A 23249-nucleotide genomic window follows, 5' to 3' on the forward strand; every position below is an offset into this window, starting at 1 on the left:
CGGCGAAAAGTCTATATAAGATTGTGAGGATGAGAATATCTCGCTGAGTAATGTCCCGCCTTAACTCAGTTGGTAGAGTGCGCGGCTGTAGTATGGTTTGTGTGGATTATCCACATACCGCGCGGTTACCGCGATGCCCCCGGTTCGAGTCTGGGAGGCGGGACCAAACACCTCTTCTAAAGGGTGTAAACAAAACCCTTATATATAATTAAATGTATTTGAGTGCTGCTCGTGTGAGCGGAAAAGTGTGCCCGGACATTGTCCGAATAGTGTAGAGGTCTATCATGGGGCCCTGTCGAGGCCCCGACCCGGGTTCGAATCCCGGTTCGGGCGTACAAAACTTTTCCGAAAGGCTCCGGTTCTGCCGGGGTCAAAACTCACATCTAATTTTGTTTTCTATAATTTTGTAACAGAGTAGTATCATTATTGTTTTAATAACACGTTTGTCCATGTGTATATACAATTACTTAGTTCTAAAACGATAATTTTTATATAGTTCTTGTCCTTAGTTATTTCAGAATATCGGATAGAATATTGCTGTGGAACAGAATCACAGATCACTACATATACAGGTTGCTCTGTGTCTTTTTCATTTTCACAGTATCTTTTTCTACAGGCGTGTTTGCCAATGGTTCCTATGCAGTGACTGAGGTCTATTGTAATGGTGAACTATATCCGGAACATTTCACTCCTTCTCCTGTTATGGATGCAAATGAGTCTTTCTCATTGGCAGTTGAGAGACCGTAAAACAGGCAAGTGTTGTCGATGTCACTATCGATCCAACACATTTTGGATCATGGCGCATCTCTGGAAATACAGACAGGGTCATGTGCATTCAATTCAACTCTTTCACGTAAGTTTGCCCCCAATGAAACATTTACCTATAAGTGGGTAATGGGGGAGGCAGCAAATACGGCATGTGGTGGGGTTCCGGTTGGATTCCACTATTCAATCAATCCTGTAAAATCTCCTGAATTAAATATTGAGCAATCTTCTATTCTTGTAATTCCCCACATCACGGATGAATATGTTGAAGACGGGATATGGGATGATAATTATCCTCTCTCTAAATTCCTACATCCCACGATCAGACTCATCTTCAGGGTTTTCATTTGTTGGTTTTGCCAGTCCTCTTTTTGCTTTTGCAATAGTGGGTTTACTATTGCTTCGTCGCAAAAACTAATGATATTGTGATTTCTGGCTTTAAGAACAATTGAAAAGCTACAAATATTATTAGTAAATTGAAACCATCGGATAGACCTTTATACGTACATCTCTCCCTCTTATCCAATAATCGTTGATGTGATCATATGTCTTACAATATACTTCAAACACGCAATCTTGTTCCTGATGTGGACCTCATGAAGGTCGAAGCTCCGGATATAGCAAAAGCAGCGAAAGCGGGCCAATTTGTAATATTACGTATTGATGAAAGCGGTGAACGCATCCCTCTCACAATAGCTGACTTTGATGTTGATGAGGGTTCTATAACGGTAATCTATCAGGTAATGGGCAAGACTACCAAACAATTAACAACCCTCAAGACAGGTGAGACTTTGCAGGATTTTGTCGGTCCTCTGGGCACTCCCTCTGATATCCGTAAACTCGGCACAGTAGTAATGGTTGGGGGTGGTGTCGGTGTAGCTCCTGTGTACCCACAGGCACGTGCCTATCGCGAGGCAGGTAACCATGTAATATCTATAATCGGTGCCCGCAATGAAGAAATGCTCATTCTTGAAGATGAAATGGCAGAGGTGAGTGATGAACTCTATGTGGCTACTGACGATGGGAGCAAAGGCCATCACGGTTTTGTAACCGATATTGTTAAAGATATTCTTGATAGTGACCAGCAGGTTGACCGTATTGTCATAATCGGTCCGCCTATTATGATGAAAGTAGGGGCCGGTGTAACTGCCTCCTATGGCGTGGAAACCCTTGTAAACCTCAATCCAATTATGATCGATGGTACCGGGATGTGTGGTGGTTGCCGTGTATCTGTTGGCGGAGAAACCAAATTTGCATGTGTGGATGGCCCGGAATTTGATGCAGCCGATGTGGATTTTGACCTTATGATGAGCAGGCTTTCTTTTTACAGACCGCAGGAAAAGGAAGCCCTTGAAAGTTACAACAAAAAATGCGGGGATGATTGTAAGTGTCACTGAAACAGCAAATGCCTGAGCAAAAACCAGAGGAAAGGATTGGAAACTTTGATGAAGTCGCATTGGGGTACACAGAACAGCAGGCTGTAATCGAGGCGGGACGCTGTCTTGAGTGCAAGAATCCCCAATGTGTGGCAGGATGTCCTGTTAATATTGATATCCCCGGGTTTGTTTCAAGGATCAAGAACAAAGACTTTGATAGGGCTATTGGTATACTCAAGGAATCCAATGCCCTGCCGGCAATCTGTGGACGTGTTTGTCCTCAGGAAGAGCAGTGTGAGAAATTCTGTATACTTGGCAAAAAGGGCCAGCCTCTTGCTATCGGCAGGCTTGAGCGTTTCTGTGCGGATTATGAAAGGGATGCAGGAGTAAAATCCCCGGAAAAACCAAAATCCAGCGGGAAAAACGTGGCTGTCATTGGTGCAGGTCCTGCTGGACTTACTGCGGCAGCAGAACTTGCAAAAGCAGGGCATGGTATAACCATTTATGAAGCTCTCCATGAACCGGGCGGGGTCCTGACCTACGGTATACCCGAATTCAGGCTACCCAAGGACATTGTCAGGCAAGAAGTAGATTATATCCGTAACCTTGGGGTTGACATAAAAGTGGATTATGTTATAGGAAGGATAAAAACCCTTGATGGACTCCGCGATGAATTTGATGCGGTCTTTGTAGGTACAGGTGCCGGTCTTCCCAGATTTATGCATATTGAAGGGGAGAACCTCAACGGTGTTTATTCTGCAAATGAGTTCCTTACAAGGGTCAATCTGATGAAAGCCTATCGTTTCCCGGATTATGACACACCCATCAAATGTGGAAATCAGGTTGTTGTGGTAGGGGCCGGCAACGTTGCGATGGATGCTGCCCGCAGTGCTCTCCGGTTGGGTGCAGAAGAAGTAACAGTTGTGTACCGGCGTAGTGAGGCGGAGATGTCTGCCCGTATTGAAGAAGTTGAACATGCAAAGGAAGAAGGTGTGGTTTTCAACCTGCTTACCAATCCGGTCCGTATCCTTGAAGGTGAGAATAAGACTGTTACAGGTGTGGAATGCGTAAATATGGAACTCGGGGAACCCGATGAATCCGGCAGGAGGCGCCCTATACCAATTGAAGGTTCTGAGCATGTGATCGATGCTGATATAATAATAGTTGCTATCGGAACATCTCCAAATCCAGTTATCTTTGCAGGCTCAGAAGAACTTGAAACCACTTCGAAAGGCACAATAGTTGTTGATGAAGATGCGATGTCATCCCTGGCAGGATTATGTGCGGGTGGTGATGTGGTTACCGGTGCTGCAACTGTAATCAGCGCAATGGGCGCGGGTAAGCAGGCAGCTGCAACCATTAATCGGTATATTGAAAACCGGTCCTGACAAAAGGTTAATTGAAGAAAGGATTCATATCATTATAAAATGCAAAAAAAACGCTCTACATTTACTTTTGCTTCCGTAGGCAAAAAGAGTCGTCCAAAGACCAGGAAGACCCGAAAACGATCCGATAAACAGGTGTTAGCCGACCATATTTTCTGGTGTAACTCCTGCAATGTGCCTTTAATAGGTCCTGTCTGTGATATTTGTGGCAGTGAAGGTACGAAATTACCCCTGACCTCTCCTTGTGATGTGAGATTTGCTTCTGCCTATGAAAGAGATCTACTTGATGACCTGCTACGGCAACTGTATGATTGTAATCCTTTTGTTGACAGAGTCATACTGTTGAACAAGGTTGCAGGGGATGACCGCAATGATGAGGTACTGGTTGATGGCATACGTATCGGGCATATGTATTTTGATATACTGCAAAAGCAATTCAGGTTTGAACCCACGGATATGGGTGCCAGCGTCCTTATAAACCATACGCATTCAAAAACAGCACATCTTCATTATTCCGGTCGCCATCTGAACGGTAAAAAAATCTCCATGGAGGGTATCGACCATTTTTCCCCGGATATCGAAAAAGGTGACCCGGTATTGCTGCGGTGTGGAAAACTGGTGGGTATTGGCACCTCTCTTGAGGATTCAGATAATTACAGGCCGGGCAAACCTTTGCTTCGGGTCAAAAAAATCAAAAAGATTTCTGCAAACCTGAAACAATCAGCGCCTTCCATGGATTCTGTCATTAAGGCCAACCAATCCTCTCTCAAAAGAATAGAATCCAATGCTGTAAACATGATAAAAGGGATTGGCAATGATCCCGCCTATTCTTCCTTTCCTGTCAACGTATCGTTCAGCGGGGGCAAGGATAGTCTGGTTGTGCTGGACCTTGCCCGAAGGGCACTGGATGCCAGCCGTCTCAGGGCAATTTTCCTCAATACGGGGATTGAATTTCCTGAGACAGTGCAATTTGCACATGAGTTTTGCAATGCCAATGGCATAGAACTTATTGAAAAAAAGGCAGAGAATGCTTTCTGGGATAATGTGGAGAATTTCGGTCCACCTGGAAAGGATTTCCGCTGGTGTTGTAAAGTCTGTAAACTGGGTCCTGCTAATTCGGCTTTTGAGTCATGCAGTGCGGGGAATCCCTGCCTTGCAATTGACGGTAAACGCAAATATGAGTCTTTTTCCAGGCAGGAGACTGCTGCAACCGAGGCCAATCCTTTTGTGCCGGGTCAGCTGAACGTTTTTCCAATCAGGCAGTGGAGGGCTATTGAGGTCTGGCTGTACATCTACTGGAAAAACCTTGCTTATAATCCTCTCTATGATATGGGTTTTGAAAGGGTGGGTTGCTATCTTTGTCCTTCGACCCTTGAATGTGAATTCGAGAGGGTCAGGCAATTGTTCCCCGGATTGTATGAAAGATGGATGGCATACCTGCAAAAATGGACAGCTTCAAAAGGCCTGCCCCCGGAATATGCCGAATATGGTTTCTGGCGCTGGCAGCAGCATCCTCCTAAAATGCTTGCCCTGGCAAAACAGCTGGGAATAGCTATCACACCCGTTGAAACAGAAGATTTCAACATAAGTGCAGTTTCCGGACATTCTGTATGCAGTGGAGGCGATTTTTCCGTTGAGGCCCGGATACGCGGGGTGTCACTTTCAGAAGCAGCGGATGTAATGAGAATGCTGGGTAATGTCGTATATTCCCCTGAGATGGGTGTTGTCCTCATAAAGAGTCGCTCATGTACGGTTAAATTCTTTGCATCGGGTAACTTGAAAGTAACAGCTGCTGACAGGAAAGTTGCAGACAGGATGTACAGGAATGCATGTTTACAGTTGCTACGTATTGCCCGTTGCAGTGGCTGTGGGGTATGTCTCAATGTATGTACCAGAGGTTCCATTGAATTGAAAAACGGGAAAATTAAAATACATGACTCCTGCACAGGGTGTGGAAAATGCAATGAGTCCTGTGTGGTAGTCCGCTATGCTAACCGTATCATTCCTGACATTTGATGCGCTGCTTTTAACTAAACAGGTGAGAAGTCCCCTTCCGTAAGGTAAGGGATGAAAGCCGTGCTATATAAAATAAAAAGTTGCATAAGTTATTTGTAATTATAAATTTATACAGATAACTATGAATAACAATCTGGATAAGGCCAGTCATTCTGTATATTTACTACAATATTATTTTGTACAAAGTGTAGAATATAGAAGAGATATGCTGGTGAATCCTCTTGTAGTTGATTGTTTGAAAAAACCGTATATAATGTAAGTGCAAAGATGCATTCTGGATAAGATCATATTTTTTGGTTACAACTGGACAGGTTACACTGGATGTTTTGATAAATTATGTTGATAATCAGGGCAAATAATGCAATTAACAAAGAAATACAAAATTCATCCAACTGAATTACAAAAGAATATGCTTTGGGAGTTATCCAATGCATGTACATCTCTTTATAATATTGCATTATCTGAAAGAAAAGACACATGGAAAAATGATAAAAAATCCATTTCATATAAAAAACAACAGAATGATTTACCACAAATTAAAAAAGAGAATCCTGATATAAATATTCTTTATTCTAAATCATGCCAGATGGTTTTGCGTAAATTAGATGCTAATTACAAATCATTCTTTGGACTTCACAAAAATGGAGACAAAAAAGCAAGAACTCCACGATTTAGAAGTCGTAAATACTTTTTTACAATAACATATAATCAGAGTGGTTTCAAAGTAATTGGAAATAGTATTAGATTTTCACATAAAATGAATGATGAAGATTTGATAATTGATATTGAACAAGATATATCAAATTTGAAAATCAAACAAATCGAAATATTCAATGAAGATAAAAAGGGTAATGGAGATTTCTTTGTCACGATTACGTATGAACCTGAAATCAATGTGCCTTATGTTCAAAATAATCATTTTCAAGCAATTGATTTAGGGATTACCAAAACGATTACTGCAATAAATGATAAAGGAAAATTTTTTGAAATAAACAATCCACGATATGATTTATATTGGGATTCTAAAATCAGTGCAGTTCAATCAAGGCGTGACCATTGCAAAAAATACAGTAAAAAATGGCATCGATTAAACAAAACTATTCGTACTATGGTAAGAAGGAAAAATAATCAGATAAAAGATTGGCAACACAAATTATCTAAATCAATGGTAGAGAATACAAGAGCCAATACAATTATTGCAGGTAAACTCCACGTTAAAAATATGGGTAAATCGAAAAACAAAACGTTGAATCGTTCTACACAAAATAATGGTTATTTATCACGTTTCATCGAATTTCTCACCTATAAAGCAGAACTTATAGGTAAACAAGTAGTTAAAATTGATGAAAGATATACGTCAAAAACATGTTATGTTTGTGGAAAACAACATAAGATGCCATTATATAGACGTGATATGACATGTGATTGTGGTAACGTTATTGATAGAGATAGAAACAGTGCTATCAATATCATGATACGTTACCTATCACAAAATGCCAATTGGACAGGCTATGAGCATTTTGCTCATAATCTACGACAAACAGGGTTATTGACATTTGATGTATCCCAAATACATCCAATGAATGACATAACAACTCGTAGGAATCTCCATGCGTAAGTGTGGAGTAGTTCAATATAATGAAATAGTAATATGAGATAGTTTATTGGAAGACTATTATCAATAATGTAAGGGAGTTTCATGGAGCTAAAAGATATAGACGGCGTATCCGTAATTATCGAAAATAGGTGGAAAATACTTGCTTTTATTGCTTTTTTCATTGTATTTCTGGCTCTTGTGAAAATTCTTCTCCCTCTTGCAGACGGTATCGTGTTGGGTCTGGTTTTTGCCTATATCTGCAGGCCGATATATGAAAAGATAAACAGGAAAAATCATTATGGGGCATTCATTGCGACGATGTTTATCGTAACGCCTCTCGTTATCATAATAGGCACCGGTTTTGTAGAGATATTCAGACAGCTTATCTGGGTCATCGAAAACCAGTCACAGGTACTTGGGATCATATTTGATTTTATAAGGGCAATAGTGCCGGGTACATATTTTGAACATATCAACCAGCTTGTTTGGGACTCATCGCTTTCGATTCTTTCTTTTGCAGGTAGCCTGGGTTTTGTTTCGTATGCCAAAAGTCTGGGTATGTTTATGGTCAATCTGGTTGTGGCAATCTTTGTTTGCTATTTCCTGTTGCTTGAAGGTGAGAAACTGTATGCTTCTGCGGTATGTATCGCTCCAACGGGAACCCAGTTAAATACGGGCCGTTACCTTCGGGAGCTGGACCGGATACTGAGTGGAATATTTATAGGTAATGCCTACGCTGCTCTGACTGTAAGTACGATTTCAGTAATTGTGTTTTATGCCTTTGGTTTATCTCATATACCGGCACTTGCGACCCTGATATTTATTGCTTCTGTGATTCCCCTTTTTGCCGGTTATATGGTACTTCTGGCACTGTCTGTTATCAGGTACATAGAAATGGGCGCAGAGGCTGCAATTGTCTTTTTCATTGTGTCTTCTATAGTAATCTACGTCCCACCTGAGCTTTTCCTGCGTCCGTATTTTGTGAGTATGAAATCCCAGATACATCCGGTAGTACTTGTCGTTGTATTTCTGGGTGGAGGTTTTGCAGGAGGAATAGCGGGATTTTTTGCCGCACCGGTACTCCTTGGGGCTTTGGTAGCGGCTTACCGGGTATATATTGACAATTCGAACAGTCAGGATACCGAAGATTCTGGCAAGGATTCGGATGAAGCGTGCCTCAAGAATAATTCCATTTGAAAAAGGTTAATAAGGATTGTTCCAATTTATCCAGAAGACCCGAGGTGAGTTCATGCAATTATTGCTTATCCATTCCGATTATATTGAATATGAAGTGAAAAAAAGTACTCCCGTTGCAGAGCAAATAGAGGATTCCTTCAAAAAAGGCAGACTAGATGAAGCTTTGACCGCTTTCATGGCGGTGGAAAGTACTGATGAGGCAAACCCGAGAGATGTGGCTGAAAAGGCAGTTACTGAGATCAAAAAGACTGCATCCCAGGTAAATACTGACAATGTAATGCTTTATCCTTATGCCCATCTAAGTTCCGACCTTTCTTCCCCTAAGGTGGCAGTTTCTGTAATGAAGGATATTGAAAATAGCCTTATTGATTCTTTTAATGTCAAACGTGCTCCTTTTGGGTGGTATAAATCATTCAAAATCAGTTGCAAAGGGCATCCTCTCTCAGAACTTTCCCGAACTATCAACCCAGAAAGCGAATCATGTGGTGAAGTAGTAGATACAGAGGAAGAAGTTGTATCTGAAGCCCTGAAAGCCGAAAGTACGGCCAAATCTTACTGGAAGGTCCTGACTCCGGACGGTGTGCTGCATGATGTTGATGATTTCAATCTCAATGATCATGAGAATCTAGCTACCTTTGTAGATCATGAAATCTCCAAAAGCAGGGCTGTGGAAAAGGTCCCTCCTCATGTTGAATTGATGCGCAGACTTGAGATTGCTGATTATGAACCCGGGTCTGACTCCGGTAACATGCGTTATTATCCCAAAGGCAGGTTGATCAAATCCCTGCTTGAGCGGTATGTGCTGGATTCTTCTGCCAGAGAAGGAGCAATGGAAGTAGAAACACCTTTGATGTACGATATGAATCACCCAACGCTCAAGAAATACCTGGACAGGTTCCCTGCACGTCAGTATTCCATCGAATCCGATAAACGCCAGATGTTTTTGAGATTTGCGGCATGCTTTGGCCAGTTTCTGATGAGTCATGATATGACCATCTCTCACCACAACCTCCCGATGAAAATGGTGGAACTTACACGTTACAGTTTCCGTAAGGAACAGAGGGGTGAACTGGTGGGCCTGCGCAGGTTGCGGGCTTTTACAATGCCGGATATGCATACAATGTGCGAGGATATGGACCAGGCTGTCGAACAGTTCGGTCGCCAGTACCAGATGTCAATAGATGTGTTGAAAGATGTCGGGATTGATGTTTCAGATTATGAAGTTGCAATCAGGCTTACCCGGGACTTTTATGAGGAGAATAAGGAATTTATCACTGCTCTTGCAAAGAAAGTCAATAAACCTGTTCTTGTGGAAATGTGGGAGAAACGTTTCTTCTACTTTGTGCTCAAGTTCGAGTTCAATTTTGTGGATGCCCTGAAAAAGGCAAGTGCGCTTTCCACAGTCCAGATAGATGTGGAAAATGCAGAACGATATGATATTAAGTATATCGACCAGGCAGGGGAAGCTAAAAGACCTGTCGTATTGCATTGTTCACCCAGCGGTGCAATTGAACGCTGTATTTATTCCCTGCTGGAAAAGGCCTCCATGAAGGCTGAAGGGGGAGAAGTCCCAATGCTTCCGGTCTGGTTATCACCTACACAGGTCAGGATCATACCCGTTGCAGAGCGACATATGGAATTTGCCGAAAAGATTGCATCACATCTTCAGTGTCGTGCGGATATAGATGACAGGGAAGAAACAGTTGGCAAGAAGATACGTAATGCAGGACAGGAATGGGTTCCCTATGTGGTAGTTGTCGGTGACAGGGAAACTGAAAGCGGTAATATCAATGTCACTGTGAGGGAAGAATCCAGACCAAAGAAGCCTTCCAAGGTTGAAATGTCGGTGGATGAACTCAACAGCCGTATTATTGCAGAAACTGCCGGGATGCCTCAGGGTCACCTGCCTCTTGCACAAAAACTTAGCATGAGACCAAGATTCATATAATATCGTCTCGAAAATTAATTTATGGATATGGAACGTGCAATAATACATGTATCCGGTGTTGTGCAGGGTGTTTTCTTTCGCTCCTTTACCATGCAGAAAGCATCCGGCATCGGACTTACAGGTTATGTGGAAAACCTCCCGGACGGCAGGGTAAAAGCTGTTGTCGAAGGTAGTAAGGGTAAAATAGATGCCCTGTTGAATGCTCTCAAAGAAGGTCCTCCTGCATCCCGGGTAGATAATGTCGAAATAGTTTGGGAGTCCCCAACAGGCGAATTTAATGATTTCAGTATCAGGAGATAATTTATCTCCTGTCAATTACTCATTTTGGCGTCCTTTCACTTTATAGAATTCCATCTCCCTTTTAGAAAGGAAATTGAATAATATCTCAAAGGCTTCCTCGTTATAGGCATCCTGCAGACCAGGTTTGGATTGCAGGAAACATTTCAGGAAGTTCTCCTGGACTTTCTCACGGTCACATACGATTTGGGCACCCCGCTGATGCCACTGGTTTCATGCACTGTATAGACATCTTTCCAGCCTGCACTCTTAAAACGAAAATCCGGTGTTTCAGGAGGCTGGTTGTTTCTTATGATTTCACTTGTAACAATTGGTAATTCCAGCAAATCCTCATGGGTGGTAATATCTGCAGGTGTGACATTATTTTCCCTGAACCATTTCCTGTAAAAAGGCAAATTTTCTGCTGCATACTTGACAGTATATTTAATCCTTTCATCAACAAGGTTGTCCAGTTCTCCTCTTCCGAGATTTTCCATCTCAGGGTTAAAATAAGGGATAAAATCATCCTCCTTATTTATCAGCGGATAGTCTCTTCAAGTATCTCATATTCTACGGAAGAAACATCCCTCTCAAGAGAAGTGACTCCCAGTACATCTCGTAATTCTTCGATACAGTCCAGGCATACATGGACTTTTCCTATTATTTTACCCGATTCTGCATCTTTTTCGGATCCGCCCTCAATCTCGTAATCCATACATTCTTTTCCACAAAATATACAGCTCAAGAAACCCCCTCCTTCTTATTTTATTTTGAAAAGATTTGTATATATTACTTTCGACCCTTAACAGAAGGGTTATTTTTATAAGTTCTCCCTTTCTATGACTATTGATGTCTTCTTTTTTGAACAATAGTTCTTTGACTACCTCTTCGATGTATGAAATTAAGAGAAGGTATGAACTGCTTGATGAATTGCTGAACGATCTCATAAAATGTTCTGATGAAGGTGACATTATTCTGGTTGAAGGAAAAAGGGATGTTTCTTCATTGCGCAGTCTCGGTGTACGTGGTATTATTAAGAAAGTAACTCATATTCCCCTGCTTGATCTATCCGAAAAACTGCGGAAAATGGATCGCTGTGTTATTGTTCTGACTGATTGGGACAGAAGGGGAAACATACTTGCAGATAAGATATCTACAGACCTGGAATACATGGGTGTCGATGTGGATACTTCTATCAGAAATAGATTGGTGTCCCTTGTTCAAAAAGAGATAAAAGATGTAGAAAGTCTTGATAGTCACATGGAAAAAATGAGATATACTGTTTTACAACAGTATTAGTGAAGTAATTTCCGGAAAGTTGTCCTGCCACATTTGCGGCAGTAGTAAAGGACATTGGATTTCATCTTCATTACCTTTAACTTTTTCCTGCATTGAGTGCAGATCTTACAGGAGGATGCTTGCATCATACTACCTCTCTCACGCAAGTATAGTTATGGAATCAAGGGCGTGCTGTTTACTCTATTGTCCAGTAACCGCACACATTACAGTATTCTATTCCATTTTCGTTGACTTCCATTTTGCAATTACATTGCGGACATATGTTTAGTCTTGGCATATTATTCTCCCCATATGTCTTTGAAATAGGATCAATTCTAAAAGTAAATTATTTTATCCTATCTTTTAGTAAATTCCGTCTGGAATAATAAGATTATTTTTGCATTTAAATGTAGTGGGACAAGTCAACTTGTTTTTGTCAACTGTTTTTTCCATGTATATTTGGTCCTTCAGGTATTTCGCAGGAACGAATATCCAAAAAGCAGGATGGCTACTACAAATCCGGCGATTCCCAGTTCATTGGTTGCTGTGTCGGCTCTGGTAGCAAGATAGGCCGATGTAACCAGGATTATTGACAGGAATACATAGCTTGCGAAGTTTTCATACATCCTGTTTCTTTTAATTTCATTGGTTTTGTTCTCCAATTTTTCTATCCTGTAACCCCGGATTGTTTCGATAACGTCATCTACTCCCTGGGGCAAATTTTTGAAAATGTCAAAATAGCGATCTCCTTCAAGCTGGAAGTATTCCATCGCCTTGGCCGGGGAATATCTCTGCAGTAATACTTCTGTGATGAGAGGTCTGGCGTCATCAATAAGATTGAAGTCGGGATTTAGTTCGAGGCAAACACCTTCGATGAGGATAAGGGATCTTTCAAGTGTGGAAAAATCACTTGGAAGAGATAGGTTGTATTTCAGGGCAAGGTTTGCATAACTGTCATTCTGTCTCTGGCCCAGCGCATAGTTTTGCTTTGCTATCAAATCATCAAGATCAAGTTTGAAATGACGCACATTGATATCTTCCTTTTTTATATCCGCGATCCTCAGGAAAGCCTCAAAAGCAATATCCAGATTCTTTTTGTATATTCCGTAGAAAAGATTGAGCATGTTACGTCTTAGTTCACCATCTATGATTCCGATTGCTCCAAAATCAATGTAGGCAATACTATTATTCTGTATGAGGATGTTGCCTCCATGTGGGTCTGCATGATACAGACCATCGAGATAAACCTGCTTTAGGTAACTGGAACTTATCATGTGGGTATACTTTAAACGCTGTTCTGCATTCAGGTCCTGTATATTTTTCACAGGAGTTCCTTCCATGTACTCCATTACAAGTACGCTTTCAGTGCAGTATTGGTCGTATACCTGGGGGATATTTACATCTTCGATTGATTCAAAATTTTCCCGGAAACGTTTGATGTTGCGGGCTTCGTTGCGAAAATCCAGTTCTTTATTCAATAATTCCCGGAATTCATACAGGAATTCATCAAAATCGATGTTGTTTCCAAACCCCCCGATTCTTACGATGAAAGGTTTTAGGTCTTCAATTATGGATAGGTCAATGTTAATTTTGTTTATAAGGCCGGGTCTTGAAACTTTTACGGCCACTTTCTCATCATTCAGCTTTGCTTTGTATACCTGGGCAATTGATGCACTTGCTATAGGCTTTGTATCAAATTCATCAAAATATCCTATCACCTGTTCCATTGATATTTCAGGTTCGCCGTTTTGGGTGTCCGGTATTGCACATTGCAGGCTTGCAAAGGAAGGCAGCATCTGTTCAAACTCAAGGGGGTTTACATGATCCTGCAAATTTGCCAGTTCCCGTATGTAGCTTGGGGGAAGGATATCGGGCCTTTTACTCATTATTTGGCCCAATTTAACAAAAGTAGGTCCCAATTCCTCAAAAGCAAGTCGCATTTTGCTGGCATTTTGCTGGTTCTCAACATCGAGATAACAGGTACCTCGTCTACTGGATATGTAGTTGCGGTTAATTTCTTTATATAGAAGACTGAAAAGATTATATTTCGTAAAAACCTTGAGAATTTCCAGATATCTGCGACCCTTTCTTAGCATCAACCTGTTTTTGCATTTTCTTTATTAAATATGTATTGTTATATTTTGTGGAATAGGTTTAAATTAACAAATGTGAATATTTCTTCCCATGAACACTATAGTCATTATAAGATACGGTGAACTGTCCCTGAAAAGTCCGGGTGTGCGCAACTTTTTCGAACGTACACTGGTTAATAATCTTAAAGCAATGCTTGATCAGCAGGCAGTATCATATAATGAAGTTATCAGGGATAGGGGCCGTATTTTTGTTGAATCCGATAATCCGGCAGCCGCAAAAGTGTGTGCGAATGTTTTCGGGGTGGTCTCTACCTCTTTTGCCCGTAAAGTCGATCCAAATTTGAAATCAGCCGCAGAGGAATGTGCTGCAACAGCTGGTGAGTTCATCGCAGAATCCGAATCATTTGCAATCCGTCCACGTCGCTCAGGGAATCATTCTTTTACCTCCACAGATTTAGGGCGAAGTTGTGGAGATGCGGTTTATGAGAAACTTGAGTCACTGGGAAGGAATCCTTCAGTGAACCTTGATGACCCTGATAAAGAGATCTTTGTGGAAATGAGGCAAAACGCTGCTTATGTGTTTACAGGAATTTCCAAAGGTGTAGGTGGTCTTCCGGTGGGTACTCAGGGTAAAATGGTAGTCCTGTTATCAGGGGGAATCGATTCCCCGGTTGCTGCCTGGTTGCTGATGAGAAGGGGTGTAAAGGTCATTCCTGTATTCTGCAATAATGCACCCTTTTCCGATGAGGCAAGCCGACAGAAAGCCATCAAATGTGTGAAAGTACTTAATGAGTGGTCTGCCGGCAACCCCATGAAAATGTATGAAGTTTCCAACGGAAAGAATTTGCAGGCAATTCGGGATAACTGTTCTCTCAAAAATACCTGTATATTATGCAAGAGGATGATGTACAGGATTGCTTTTGAAGTTATGGAAAAAGAAAAAGCATCAGGTATTATTACCGGGTCATCTCTGGGTCAGGTGGCTTCCCAGACAACTTTCAACCTGCATGCTGAAATTTATGGTCTGGGATTTCCTATATATCATCCGCTCATAAGTTTTGATAAGACTGAGATTATCGATATGGCTAAAAAAATAGGTACTTTTGATATATCCATACTCAGTTCTGCAGGATGTGGAGCTGTCCCTGAACGTCCGGAGGTAAGGGCTATGTATGATGCGGTAGTTGAAGAGGAAGCAAAACTGGATGTTGATGGTCTTATTGACGATTCCCTGGCAAATGCCAAGGTATTGTATGAGTTTGAGTGAAAATAAGGCTTGATAGGGTTAAACTATCAAGGAATTAAAAACCCTCCAGCCATCTTGTAAGCAGAATTGCGTAGAGGGCAAGTATTACAAGCCCTAATGCAACTTTTGCGTTTTCATGTTCTACCGCCCACGCTGTTGACAAAAAATCATCAGGTATATAGTCTTCGATTCCCATTTAACCACCCTATAAAAATGGATGTTTATGTTATATCTGCTTTTTGTCATGGTAATTTTGTCTGTACAGGTAGGGACGATTCTGGTGCCCTGATGGATGTTGTATTGTGGTTGGGCCAGGACACTTCTTCATTTTTTGTAGACTATGCATTGGATCCTGTAGCATTGAATTGATTTATGAATAGGGCAAACAGGATAATAAAAAGAAAATGAAGGACTTATATCAGATTTATTTAAGCTTGTGACGTGGACCTGGCGGGATTCGAACCCGCGGCCTTTACGTTGCGAACGTAACGATCTTCCCCTGATCTACAAGCCCAAAAAAAAGACTGTGAAGACCTTCAGACAGGTCTTCCTACTTCTTCTACCTGTACGCTTTCGACGCCTTCGATAGTTGCTATGGCTTCCTCAACAGGCTCGGTTCCGCCTTCCAGGTCGCCTACAAGAACTGTAGCTTTAATGGCCTTGAGGCCAAAAGCGATAGGTTCATCGGCAGTTCCGAAGAGTTCTGAACCTTCAGGTAAAACATCTGCAATCTTTGCTTTGATCTCTTCTAGATCTCTTTCTACGCCATCTGGCATTATTTTAATAGTAGCTGCAACATCTCCCATATTTACACCTCATGGACCCATGAATCCACATTTAGGACAGACGTAATTGTTACTCTGCTGTCTGCATTTTATGCATCTTCCAAGTTCGGTGTCACATTCGGGGCATGCAAAACGTGCAAAACCCTTGTCCGAAAGGTGTACACCGCAGGAGGTACAGTAATTGACCTTCTCCATTGTATTTCTCCTTATTGTGATTTTACTATAAGTATGACGGATTGAGTACATAATCCGTATATAATTTAAAATTTCCCCCTGATGTAGGTACCTGTATCTCTGTTTCCCATAATAGCCCCTGTTATTCTGGAAAAATAGTTGCCATTTACAATAGTGCAATTCATTTCATGTTGTTTAAGGTAGTGTGGAAGATAGGAATCCACACAACTCTGTCCCATTCTTATGATGTCAGAAGCGGTAATTTCCCGTAATAATTTTCCCTGTTCCAGGATCCCGTCCACATCTGTTACTTTAATATATTCTGCTCCCATCATTTGGGCAAATTTTGCACCTATTGTGTCGGATGTGACCTTCCACGAATGAGGCAGGTCGTCGCTATCTGTAAGAAGTCTGTAGGGTAGCAGAATTCGTATCCCTTCAACAGGTCTGAGAGTAACGGTTGTTTCAATTTTCGTTTTTTCCCTGAGGTATATGCCGTACTGTTCCATGGATAGGATTGCCAGCCAGTGAGAGGTATCATCATCAAAACCTGTCGTCTCTTCCATGTCCCTTATTCTATCTGCAAAGGGTCCTCCGCCGGGAACCACGAGCAACTGTACTTTTTTACCCTTTGCCCAACTTTTCAGTGACAGCAGTAATTCAGGCCCCTGTTTTATCAGACTCCCGCCCAACTTTAATACAACTTTTTCTTTCATGTTTTCTTCAGTTTCACTCCAGCAGATTGGCTACTGCATAGGCGGGGAATACCTTTGATACATCAAGGCTCCATTTCTCTGCAAGTGATATGCACTCAATACCCAGTTCTTCACATGTGGTTTTGATCAAAAATTCGCCAAGTCCTGCTGCCAGGACAATATTAATGTCGTGTTTGTGGCAAAGTTCTGAGATTGCTTCTGAGAGCTTTTCTTTCTGTCTATCCTTTACAGCCACTGCTATCTTTCTGACATCTGCCATGTCAATTTCATTCAGGTCTGCGCAGACAACCCTTGCAAGTCTTCTGGCAGCCTCTTTTTCTGATTTTCCATGCCCGTCAGCAGTTTCACATGTGTATGCATCTTCATCGATATATGACAGGAGGAGGTAAGCATCCGCGCTTGTGGCAAAGAGTTCAGAGGCGACTTGGCAATTCCCCGGCCTTATCGCCACACTATCCAGCAGGGCAGCGATATTTGTCCTCAGGATTCCCTGATACAATAATTCATTGTTTGCAAGACGTTGTGTATCGGTATTGTGTGCAATTACTTTCCCGTTTTTTACAGGGATTAAATCACTTGTAGTACTGCCCATATCCACAAATAGGCAATCTTTCATTTTTCTGGCAATGAAACTTGCAGAAGCCATCCAGTTTGCTGCGGCAAGGGAGGCGGGATTTTGTGTATGTTTTATAAAATTGCCTTCCTGGTCCAGAAAGTCAATCTCACAGTCAAAACAGTCTCTTACAATATCCATAATGCCAACAACCCCTGCTGTTTTGTCTTCGTAACAATCGGCAAGTTCTCCGGTCATCACAACGCCCACATGAGATGGATTGTGCTTTTCTGAGATATTTTTCAGGACCGTTGGAAGTTTTGTTTCTTTCCAGAGGGGTACATAGTAAAGTTCACAGACAGCGCCGTCTGCTGAGGCTATTTTTGTATTTGCCCCTCCGATATCTATCCCGAGTTTTTTCATAAAAGGTCCTCCTTTCGGAATTCATAATTGCCGGTAATATGTACTGTTGATGGTAAGTTCTCTTCCAGGGCACCAATCAACAATTCTCCGATTTGGGGTTTGATTATTTTGCAGATACCCACAAGCGAAGTGGTAGGCCTGGGATTTATGTCTATTACATAGGGCCTGTCACCCATTACAATATCAACACCTGTGTACCCCCTGCATCCAAGTGCCCGGGCCGCCCTTTTTGCAGTATCAATAATCAGTTCCCTGTCAGGTGTTTCATAGGGGGTTATTCCTCCTTTGTAATCGATGGCAGTTCTATCCCCCTTTCCTGTAATTTCTATGTACTGGCGATTGATTGTCAGGGGAAGAGGCGCATTGGCACAGACAAGACTCACACTCAGGTGTTCTCCTTCTACATATTCGGTTACGACCATGTCCTGGGATATTGAAGGATTGGATGTAATGATCGTATTCTCTGCAGCACATCCATAACGGGGTTTAACCACATAATTGGTATCTTTTTTGAGCTCTTCCACCGTTTCAACAAGTCGGGGTGTAGATATTCCATTTTTTTCAAGGATTTTTCCGCACTTGAATTTATCCGCACACTCCCGGATGACCTTCGGGGATGATCCCATATTTGAGGTATATTCTTCTATTTCTTCCACAAGCCCCGCAAGCAGGTCATCGGGTGCAATTACCAGTGCAGCATCACATTTTTTGCCCTCGTCCTGTAAAACCGTCTTTATATTCTCTTCAGTACAGTATACAGGTGTGCCGACCTGGATTTCGGTTGCAGATGTCGTATATTTGATCTCATGATGGCCTGCGACAAAGCTTTCTGCAAGGCTTTTTAGCATGGCTTTACCCTCAAGCAGGAAGGTACCTCCCATTCCGGTACTTGTGGCATATTCGCAAATTAAGATGTTCATATTTCGAGAAATGTTTTATTTAATATATGCTTTGGGTTTATATCGCTGAGACAATAAATATATACTATCAGGACCTCTTTTTTGCAGAGAGGGATGGATATGGAAATGTCAGAAAATCCTTTTATTCAGGCACTGTTAATATCTTTTGCAATGGCAATTTTCATGGTGGGTATGGCCATGGGTATAATGCAAATAGTAACCACCGGTTCAAACCCCGTACCTTATGCTATTATACTTTTGGTGTTCGCCATAATCTTCATTCTTGGCTCTGTTTTCTTTGAAAAGAGAGGGGCTGACGAATTGGGATCAATTGCTGGTGCAGCACTTGTATCCTCGGTAAGTACCTTTTCAATCATCTCTTTTCTGGGAGGACTGAGTTTTGCTTTTAATGATGGACTTTTTTCCATAGGATGGAATAGACTAGTTTCTGCACTGGCGATTTGTATGATTGTTAGTATGTTGTTTGTCAAATTCTTCTCTTACAGGATCCAGAACCAGTATTCCTGATTAGATACTCTCTTCCCGCAAACTATTTATAGAATATCATACATCCAATTCATTGCAATTTCTATTATAAGTTGGACCGCTCAATACACAGGCGGAGATGTCAGTGATGGTAGGTAAAGATAAACAAGAAGATGATAACTCCTCAGATGCGGGCTATTCTCCTGAAGAGCTGGAACAGCTGGTTCAGGAAAAGGATGCGGAAATTGCATCTCTGAAGGAAGACCTTTTGCGTAAGAGAGCAGAATTCGATAATTTCCGTAAACGTACCCGCAAGGAGCAGGAAGAATTCCGCAATTTTGCGGTGGAAAACCTAATGATGGAATTGCTTGATGTCTATGATAATTTCGAGAGGGCCATTGAGTCCGCTCACAATACCGATGATGTGGATTCGGTGGTTGAAGGGGTAGAAATGGTGTTCAGGCAATTTGTATCGATCCTGGAAAAAGAAGGTCTCAAAAGGATTGAATGTGAAGGTGAGGAATTTGACCCATCCGAACATGAAGCCATGATGCACGTTGAACATGCGGATCATCCTGACAATACTATCATTGATGTTTGTAAACCTGGATACAAGTTAAATTCCAGGATAATCCGGCCCGCTATGGTGACGGTTTCCAAGAACACTTCTTCTGACAAAGAGGAGAAGTCTTCTGACAAAGAGGAGAAGTCTTCTGACAAAGAGGAGAAGTCTTCTGACAAAGAGGAGAAGTCTTCTGACAAAGAGGAGAAGTGTTCTGACAAAGAAGAGAGTTCATTGAAATGAATAGATAAGAAATATCAACTATAAATCTGATAATATTACAAAGAGGTAATCTATATGGGTAAAATACTTGGAATTGATCTGGGAACTACAAATTCCTGCATGGCAGTGATTGAAGGTGGCGAACCAACTGTATTACCGAATGCAGAAGGCAGCAGGACGACTCCCTCTGTTGTGGGCTTCTCAAAAAAGGGAGAAAAACTTGTGGGTCAGGTAGCCAAAAGACAGATGGTAGCAAATCCGAATAATACGGTAAGCTCAATCAAACGTCATATTGGAGAAGGGGACTATCAGGTAACTCTCAACGGCAAGGAATATACGCCACAGGAAATTTCTGCAATGATACTGCGCAAACTCAAGGAAGATGCAGAAAGTTACCTTGGTGAAACAATTACAGATGCTGTAATCACAGTCCCTGCTTATTTCAACGACTCTCAGAGACAGGCTACAAAGGATGCCGGTAAGATCGCAGGGCTTGAAGTTAAGAGGATTATAAATGAGCCCACAGCCGCTTCTCTGGCATATGGACTGGACAAGGAAACCGGTGACCACAAGATTCTTGTTTACGATCTCGGGGGCGGTACTTTTGATGTGTCCATCCTTGAGTTGGGAGACGGCGTTTTTGAAGTACTATCCACAAGTGGTGATACCCATCTTGGAGGAGATGACTTCGATGACAGGATTGTCAACCACATCATAAGTGAATTCAAAAAGGAAGAAGGTATCGATCTATCCGGTGACAAGGCAGCAATGCAAAGATTCAAAGATGCCGCGGAGAAGGCCAAGATTGAATTATCCGGTGTTGGTACCACAAATATCAACCTTCCTTTCATTACAGCTGATTCAAACGGCCAGCCAAAACATGTCGACATAGATATAACGAGGGCACAGTTCGAAAAGATGACCGAGGATCTTATCGACAAGACCCTCCAATCCATGAAAAAAGCTCTCAGCGATGCAAATCTTAAAACTTCAGATATCGAAAAGGTGCTGCTTATCGGTGGTTCTACCAGGATGCCTGCAGTCGTCAGGACTGTGAAGGAATTCATCGGTAAGGATCCGTACAAGAATATCAATCCTGATGAAGCGGTTGCTGTAGGTGCTGCCATACAGGCCGGTGTAATGGGAGGAGAAGTTGAAGATGTATTGCTGCTGGATGTCACTCCTCTTACCCTGGGTATCGAAACAATGGGTGGTGTCGCAACACCCTTGATTGAGAGAAATACCACAATTCCTACACGTAAGAGTCAGGTGTTCTCGACAGCTGCGGATAACCAGAGTTCTGTGGAAATTCACGTATTGCAGGGTGAAAGAGGCATTGCTTCTGCCAATAAGACCCTTGGACGTTTTATCCTTGACGGCATACCACCTGCACCGCGTGGAATACCACAGATCGAAGTAACTTTCGATATAGATGCCAATGGTATCCTCCATGTTTCTGCAAAAGATAAGGGAACCGGCAAAGAGCAATCTATAACAATCGAGAAGCCAGGTGGTCTTTCTGATGAGGAGATCGACCAGATGGTCAAGGATGCAGAGGCACATGCTGAAGAGGATAAGGCTAAGAAAGAAGAGGTTGAGGCAAGGAATAATGCACAAACTCTGGTAAGTTCTGCCGAGAAGGCTCTCAAGGAGGCAGGAGACATTGCTTCAGATGAGCAGAAATCCAAGGTAGAATCTGCGATTTCGGATCTCAATACTGCTCTTGAAGGTAGTGACATTGAAGCAATCAAGAGTAAAACCGAGGCTCTGCAGGAAGCAATGTATGAAATCTCTGCTCTTCTTTACCAGAAGGCACAGGAAGAGGCTGAGGCTTCTGGACAGGCAGCAGGCGGAGAAGGTGCTTCTACATCTGGTGCTGAAGGTGGATCAGATGAAGATGTTGTCGATGCTGACTTTGAAGAAGTAGACGACAACGACAAAAAGTAATCGAATTCAGGCAGGATTCCTCCCTGCCTATTATATTTTATAAACAAAAGACATCTTTACAGGTTTTCCCATGTCTACAAAGCGTGATTACTACGAAATACTGGGTATTTCCAAGGACGCATCAGCCAGCGATATAAAGAAAGCTTATCGAAAGCTTGCAATGAAATACCATCCGGACAAAAATAAGGAACCGGATGCTGAGGAAAAGTTCAAGGAGATATCCGAAGCCTACGCCGTCCTTTCTGATGAGGAAAAGAGAGCACAATATGATCGCTTCGGACACGCGGGAATTGATAACCAGTATTCGGAAGAAGATATATTCCGCACAGCCGATTTCGGAGGTTTCGAGGATATCCTCGAGCATATCTTCGGCGGCGGTTTCGGTGATTTTGGTGGTTTTGGCGGTTTCGGCGGTTCACGCAGCTCACGCAGGGGCCCACAGAGAGGTTCTGACCTGAGATATGACATGGATATTACCCTCAAACAGGCTGCATTCGGAGACAAGGTTAACATCGATGTCCCAAGGGCTCAGAATTGTGACACCTGTGGTGGGACCGGGGCCAAACCCGGTACAGAACCAGTCAACTGTTCTAACTGCGGTGGCAGTGGACAGGTAACCCATGCCCGTCGTACTCCCCTTGGTAATTTTATGACAGCCACTACCTGTGACAAATGTCACGGCAGGGGACAGATAATCGAATCGCCCTGTGAAACCTGTAATGGTACCGGCAAAGTCCGAAAGACAAAGACCATTGAGGTAAACATCCCTAAAGGTGTGGAAACCGGTCTGCGTTTGAAAATGACTGGAGAAGGAGAAGCCGGAAGTCCAGGTGCCCCGCCGGGGGATCTTTACATTGTCCTTCATGTTAAGCCTCATGAATTCTTTGAAAGGATGGGTGACGATATAGTATGTGAAATCCCTATCTCATTTGCACAGGCTGCTCTGGGTGACAGCATCCAGGTTCCCACTCTTTACGGTGATGTAAAGATGAATATAAAACCCGGTACACAGACCCATTCAGTATTGCGTCTGAAAGGCAAGGGGATGCCGCATCTGCATGGGCATGGACAGGGGGACCAACTAGTAAAAGTTATCGTGCAGACTCCTACAAAGCTCAATGAGGAGCAGAAAAAGCTTCTCAGGGAATTTGACAGTTTGGGTGGAGGATCAGCCGGTTCAGGTAAAGGTGGTGTTTTTGATAAATTCAAAAATGCTTTTGAATCTGTAATCTCTCCTGATGACTCTCCGGGCGATTCTCCTGCCTGATTTTTCTTTTTTTCAGTAAGCTTTAACAATAATAGCAT

25 protein-coding genes and 3 tRNA genes are annotated in these 23249 nt (G+C 42.3%); 18 read left to right on the forward strand and 10 right to left on the reverse strand.

Annotated features, from left to right (window positions below; translation table 11 throughout):
* Positions 1–54: 54 nt before the first annotated feature.
* From CI957_RS02815 to CI957_RS02865, 11 genes are all read left to right on the forward strand, one after another.
* A tRNA-Tyr gene (locus CI957_RS02815) sits at positions 55–166 on the forward strand.
* Between the two features lie 94 nt (positions 167–260).
* Positions 261–333 (forward strand) — tRNA-Asp (locus CI957_RS02820).
* Between the two features lie 432 nt (positions 334–765).
* Positions 766–1194, forward strand: a complete 429-nt coding sequence (locus CI957_RS02825) for a sarcinarray family MAST domain-containing protein (RefSeq protein ID WP_096712701.1) — start codon at positions 766–768, stop codon at positions 1192–1194.
* 116 nt (positions 1195–1310) lie between these two features.
* A complete protein-coding gene (locus CI957_RS02830) occupies positions 1311–2162 on the forward strand; it encodes a sulfide/dihydroorotate dehydrogenase-like FAD/NAD-binding protein (RefSeq protein WP_105460948.1) in 852 nt (283 codons plus the stop codon).
* 8 nt (positions 2163–2170) lie between these two features.
* Positions 2171–3529, forward strand: a complete 1359-nt coding sequence (gene gltA, locus CI957_RS02835; protein ID WP_128754190.1) for an NADPH-dependent glutamate synthase — start codon at positions 2171–2173, stop codon at positions 3527–3529.
* A gap of 39 nt (positions 3530–3568) precedes the next feature.
* Positions 3569–5542, forward strand: coding sequence for a phosphoadenosine phosphosulfate reductase family protein (locus CI957_RS02840; RefSeq protein WP_128754172.1), 1974 nt, complete (start codon positions 3569–3571; stop codon positions 5540–5542).
* 293 nt (positions 5543–5835) lie between these two features.
* Positions 5836–5901, forward strand: a complete 66-nt coding sequence (locus CI957_RS10845) for a hypothetical protein (RefSeq protein ID WP_241645854.1) — start codon at positions 5836–5838, stop codon at positions 5899–5901.
* Positions 5901–7160: an RNA-guided endonuclease TnpB family protein gene (locus CI957_RS02850; RefSeq protein WP_096712704.1), complete on the forward strand. Its 1260-nt coding sequence runs from the start codon at positions 5901–5903 to the stop codon at positions 7158–7160. Before CI957_RS10845 ends, CI957_RS02850 begins: the two co-directional genes overlap by 1 nt.
* A gap of 81 nt (positions 7161–7241) precedes the next feature.
* Positions 7242–8336, forward strand: a complete 1095-nt coding sequence (locus CI957_RS02855; protein ID WP_128754173.1) for an AI-2E family transporter — start codon at positions 7242–7244, stop codon at positions 8334–8336.
* Between the two features lie 52 nt (positions 8337–8388).
* Complete coding sequence (locus CI957_RS02860; protein WP_128754174.1) at positions 8389–10284, forward strand: threonine--tRNA ligase; 1896 nt, start codon at positions 8389–8391, stop codon at positions 10282–10284.
* Between the two features lie 27 nt (positions 10285–10311).
* Positions 10312–10584 (forward strand): acylphosphatase, encoded by a 273-nt coding sequence (locus tag CI957_RS02865; RefSeq protein WP_241645844.1) that lies wholly within the window; start codon positions 10312–10314, stop codon positions 10582–10584.
* Positions 10585–10727: 143 nt separating this feature from the next.
* Here CI957_RS02865 and CI957_RS02870 read toward each other — a convergent pair whose 3' ends face one another.
* A complete protein-coding gene (locus CI957_RS02870; RefSeq protein ID WP_206631032.1) occupies positions 10728–11057 on the reverse strand; it encodes a hypothetical protein in 330 nt (109 codons plus the stop codon).
* A gap of 41 nt (positions 11058–11098) precedes the next feature.
* Positions 11099–11305: a hypothetical protein gene (locus CI957_RS02875; protein ID WP_096712708.1), complete on the reverse strand. Its 207-nt coding sequence runs from the start codon at positions 11303–11305 to the stop codon at positions 11099–11101.
* A gap of 146 nt (positions 11306–11451) precedes the next feature.
* Here CI957_RS02875 and CI957_RS02880 point away from each other — a divergent pair, with 146 nt between their 5' ends.
* Entirely contained in the window at positions 11452–11859 is a 408-nt protein-coding gene (locus tag CI957_RS02880; protein WP_096712729.1) for a toprim domain-containing protein, read from the forward strand.
* Between the two features lie 446 nt (positions 11860–12305).
* Here CI957_RS02880 and CI957_RS02885 read toward each other — a convergent pair whose 3' ends face one another.
* Positions 12306–13934, reverse strand: coding sequence for an AarF/ABC1/UbiB kinase family protein (locus CI957_RS02885; RefSeq protein WP_128754175.1), 1629 nt, complete (start codon positions 13932–13934; stop codon positions 12306–12308).
* Positions 13935–14022: 88 nt separating this feature from the next.
* Here CI957_RS02885 and thiI point away from each other — a divergent pair, with 88 nt between their 5' ends.
* Entirely contained in the window at positions 14023–15198 is a 1176-nt protein-coding gene (thiI, locus tag CI957_RS02890; protein ID WP_105460953.1) for a tRNA uracil 4-sulfurtransferase ThiI, read from the forward strand.
* 34 nt (positions 15199–15232) lie between these two features.
* Here the strand turns inward: thiI and CI957_RS10575 are convergent, their stop codons facing one another.
* Positions 15233–15373 carry a hypothetical protein gene (locus CI957_RS10575; protein WP_164909014.1) on the reverse strand — a complete coding sequence of 47 codons (141 nt, stop codon included), beginning with the start codon at positions 15371–15373 and terminating at the stop codon, positions 15233–15235.
* 17 nt (positions 15374–15390) lie between these two features.
* Here CI957_RS10575 and CI957_RS10580 point away from each other — a divergent pair, with 17 nt between their 5' ends.
* On the forward strand, positions 15391–15546 hold the full coding sequence (locus CI957_RS10580; RefSeq protein WP_164909015.1) for a hypothetical protein: 156 nt from the start codon (positions 15391–15393) through the stop codon (positions 15544–15546).
* A gap of 73 nt (positions 15547–15619) precedes the next feature.
* Here CI957_RS10580 and CI957_RS02895 read toward each other — a convergent pair.
* The 6 genes from CI957_RS02895 to CI957_RS02920 form a co-directional block, all read right to left on the reverse strand.
* Positions 15620–15691, reverse strand: a tRNA-Ala gene (locus CI957_RS02895).
* A gap of 22 nt (positions 15692–15713) precedes the next feature.
* Positions 15714–15983: an elongation factor 1-beta gene (locus tag CI957_RS02900; protein WP_096712711.1), complete on the reverse strand. Its 270-nt coding sequence runs from the start codon at positions 15981–15983 to the stop codon at positions 15714–15716.
* 9 nt (positions 15984–15992) lie between these two features.
* Positions 15993–16157 (reverse strand): HVO_2753 family zinc finger protein, encoded by a 165-nt coding sequence (locus CI957_RS02905; protein WP_013038060.1) that lies wholly within the window; start codon positions 16155–16157, stop codon positions 15993–15995.
* Between the two features lie 65 nt (positions 16158–16222).
* On the reverse strand, positions 16223–16852 hold the full coding sequence (locus tag CI957_RS02910; protein WP_105460954.1) for an amino acid kinase: 630 nt from the start codon (positions 16850–16852) through the stop codon (positions 16223–16225).
* Between the two features lie 13 nt (positions 16853–16865).
* Positions 16866–17828 carry a hydantoinase/oxoprolinase family protein gene (locus CI957_RS02915; protein ID WP_128754176.1) on the reverse strand — a complete coding sequence of 321 codons (963 nt, stop codon included), beginning with the start codon at positions 17826–17828 and terminating at the stop codon, positions 16866–16868.
* Entirely contained in the window at positions 17825–18748 is a 924-nt protein-coding gene (locus CI957_RS02920; RefSeq protein WP_128754177.1) for an ATP-grasp domain-containing protein, read from the reverse strand. Before CI957_RS02920 ends, CI957_RS02915 begins: the two co-directional genes overlap by 4 nt.
* A 99-nt stretch (positions 18749–18847) precedes the next feature.
* On the opposite strand from CI957_RS02920, the gene CI957_RS02925 reads away from it, so the two are divergent.
* The 4 genes from CI957_RS02925 to dnaJ all read left to right on the forward strand — a co-directional run bounded on the left by CI957_RS02925 (position 18848) and on the right by dnaJ (position 23211).
* The gene (locus tag CI957_RS02925; protein ID WP_241645846.1) at positions 18848–19255 is read left to right on the forward strand and encodes a heat-shock protein; all 408 of its coding nucleotides are present in this window, start codon (positions 18848–18850) and stop codon (positions 19253–19255) included.
* 106 nt (positions 19256–19361) lie between these two features.
* Positions 19362–20018 carry a nucleotide exchange factor GrpE gene (grpE, locus tag CI957_RS02930; protein WP_241645848.1) on the forward strand — a complete coding sequence of 219 codons (657 nt, stop codon included), beginning with the start codon at positions 19362–19364 and terminating at the stop codon, positions 20016–20018.
* 54 nt (positions 20019–20072) lie between these two features.
* Entirely contained in the window at positions 20073–21944 is a 1872-nt protein-coding gene (gene dnaK / locus CI957_RS02935; protein WP_096712716.1) for a molecular chaperone DnaK, read from the forward strand.
* 70 nt (positions 21945–22014) lie between these two features.
* Positions 22015–23211: a molecular chaperone DnaJ gene (gene dnaJ / locus CI957_RS02940; RefSeq protein WP_096712717.1), complete on the forward strand. Its 1197-nt coding sequence runs from the start codon at positions 22015–22017 to the stop codon at positions 23209–23211.
* Positions 23212–23249: the final 38 nt, after the last annotated feature.

The sequence above is a fragment of the Methanohalophilus sp. WG1-DM genome (assembly GCF_004104135.1).
Classification (GTDB): domain Archaea; phylum Halobacteriota; class Methanosarcinia; order Methanosarcinales; family Methanosarcinaceae; genus Methanohalophilus; species Methanohalophilus euhalobius.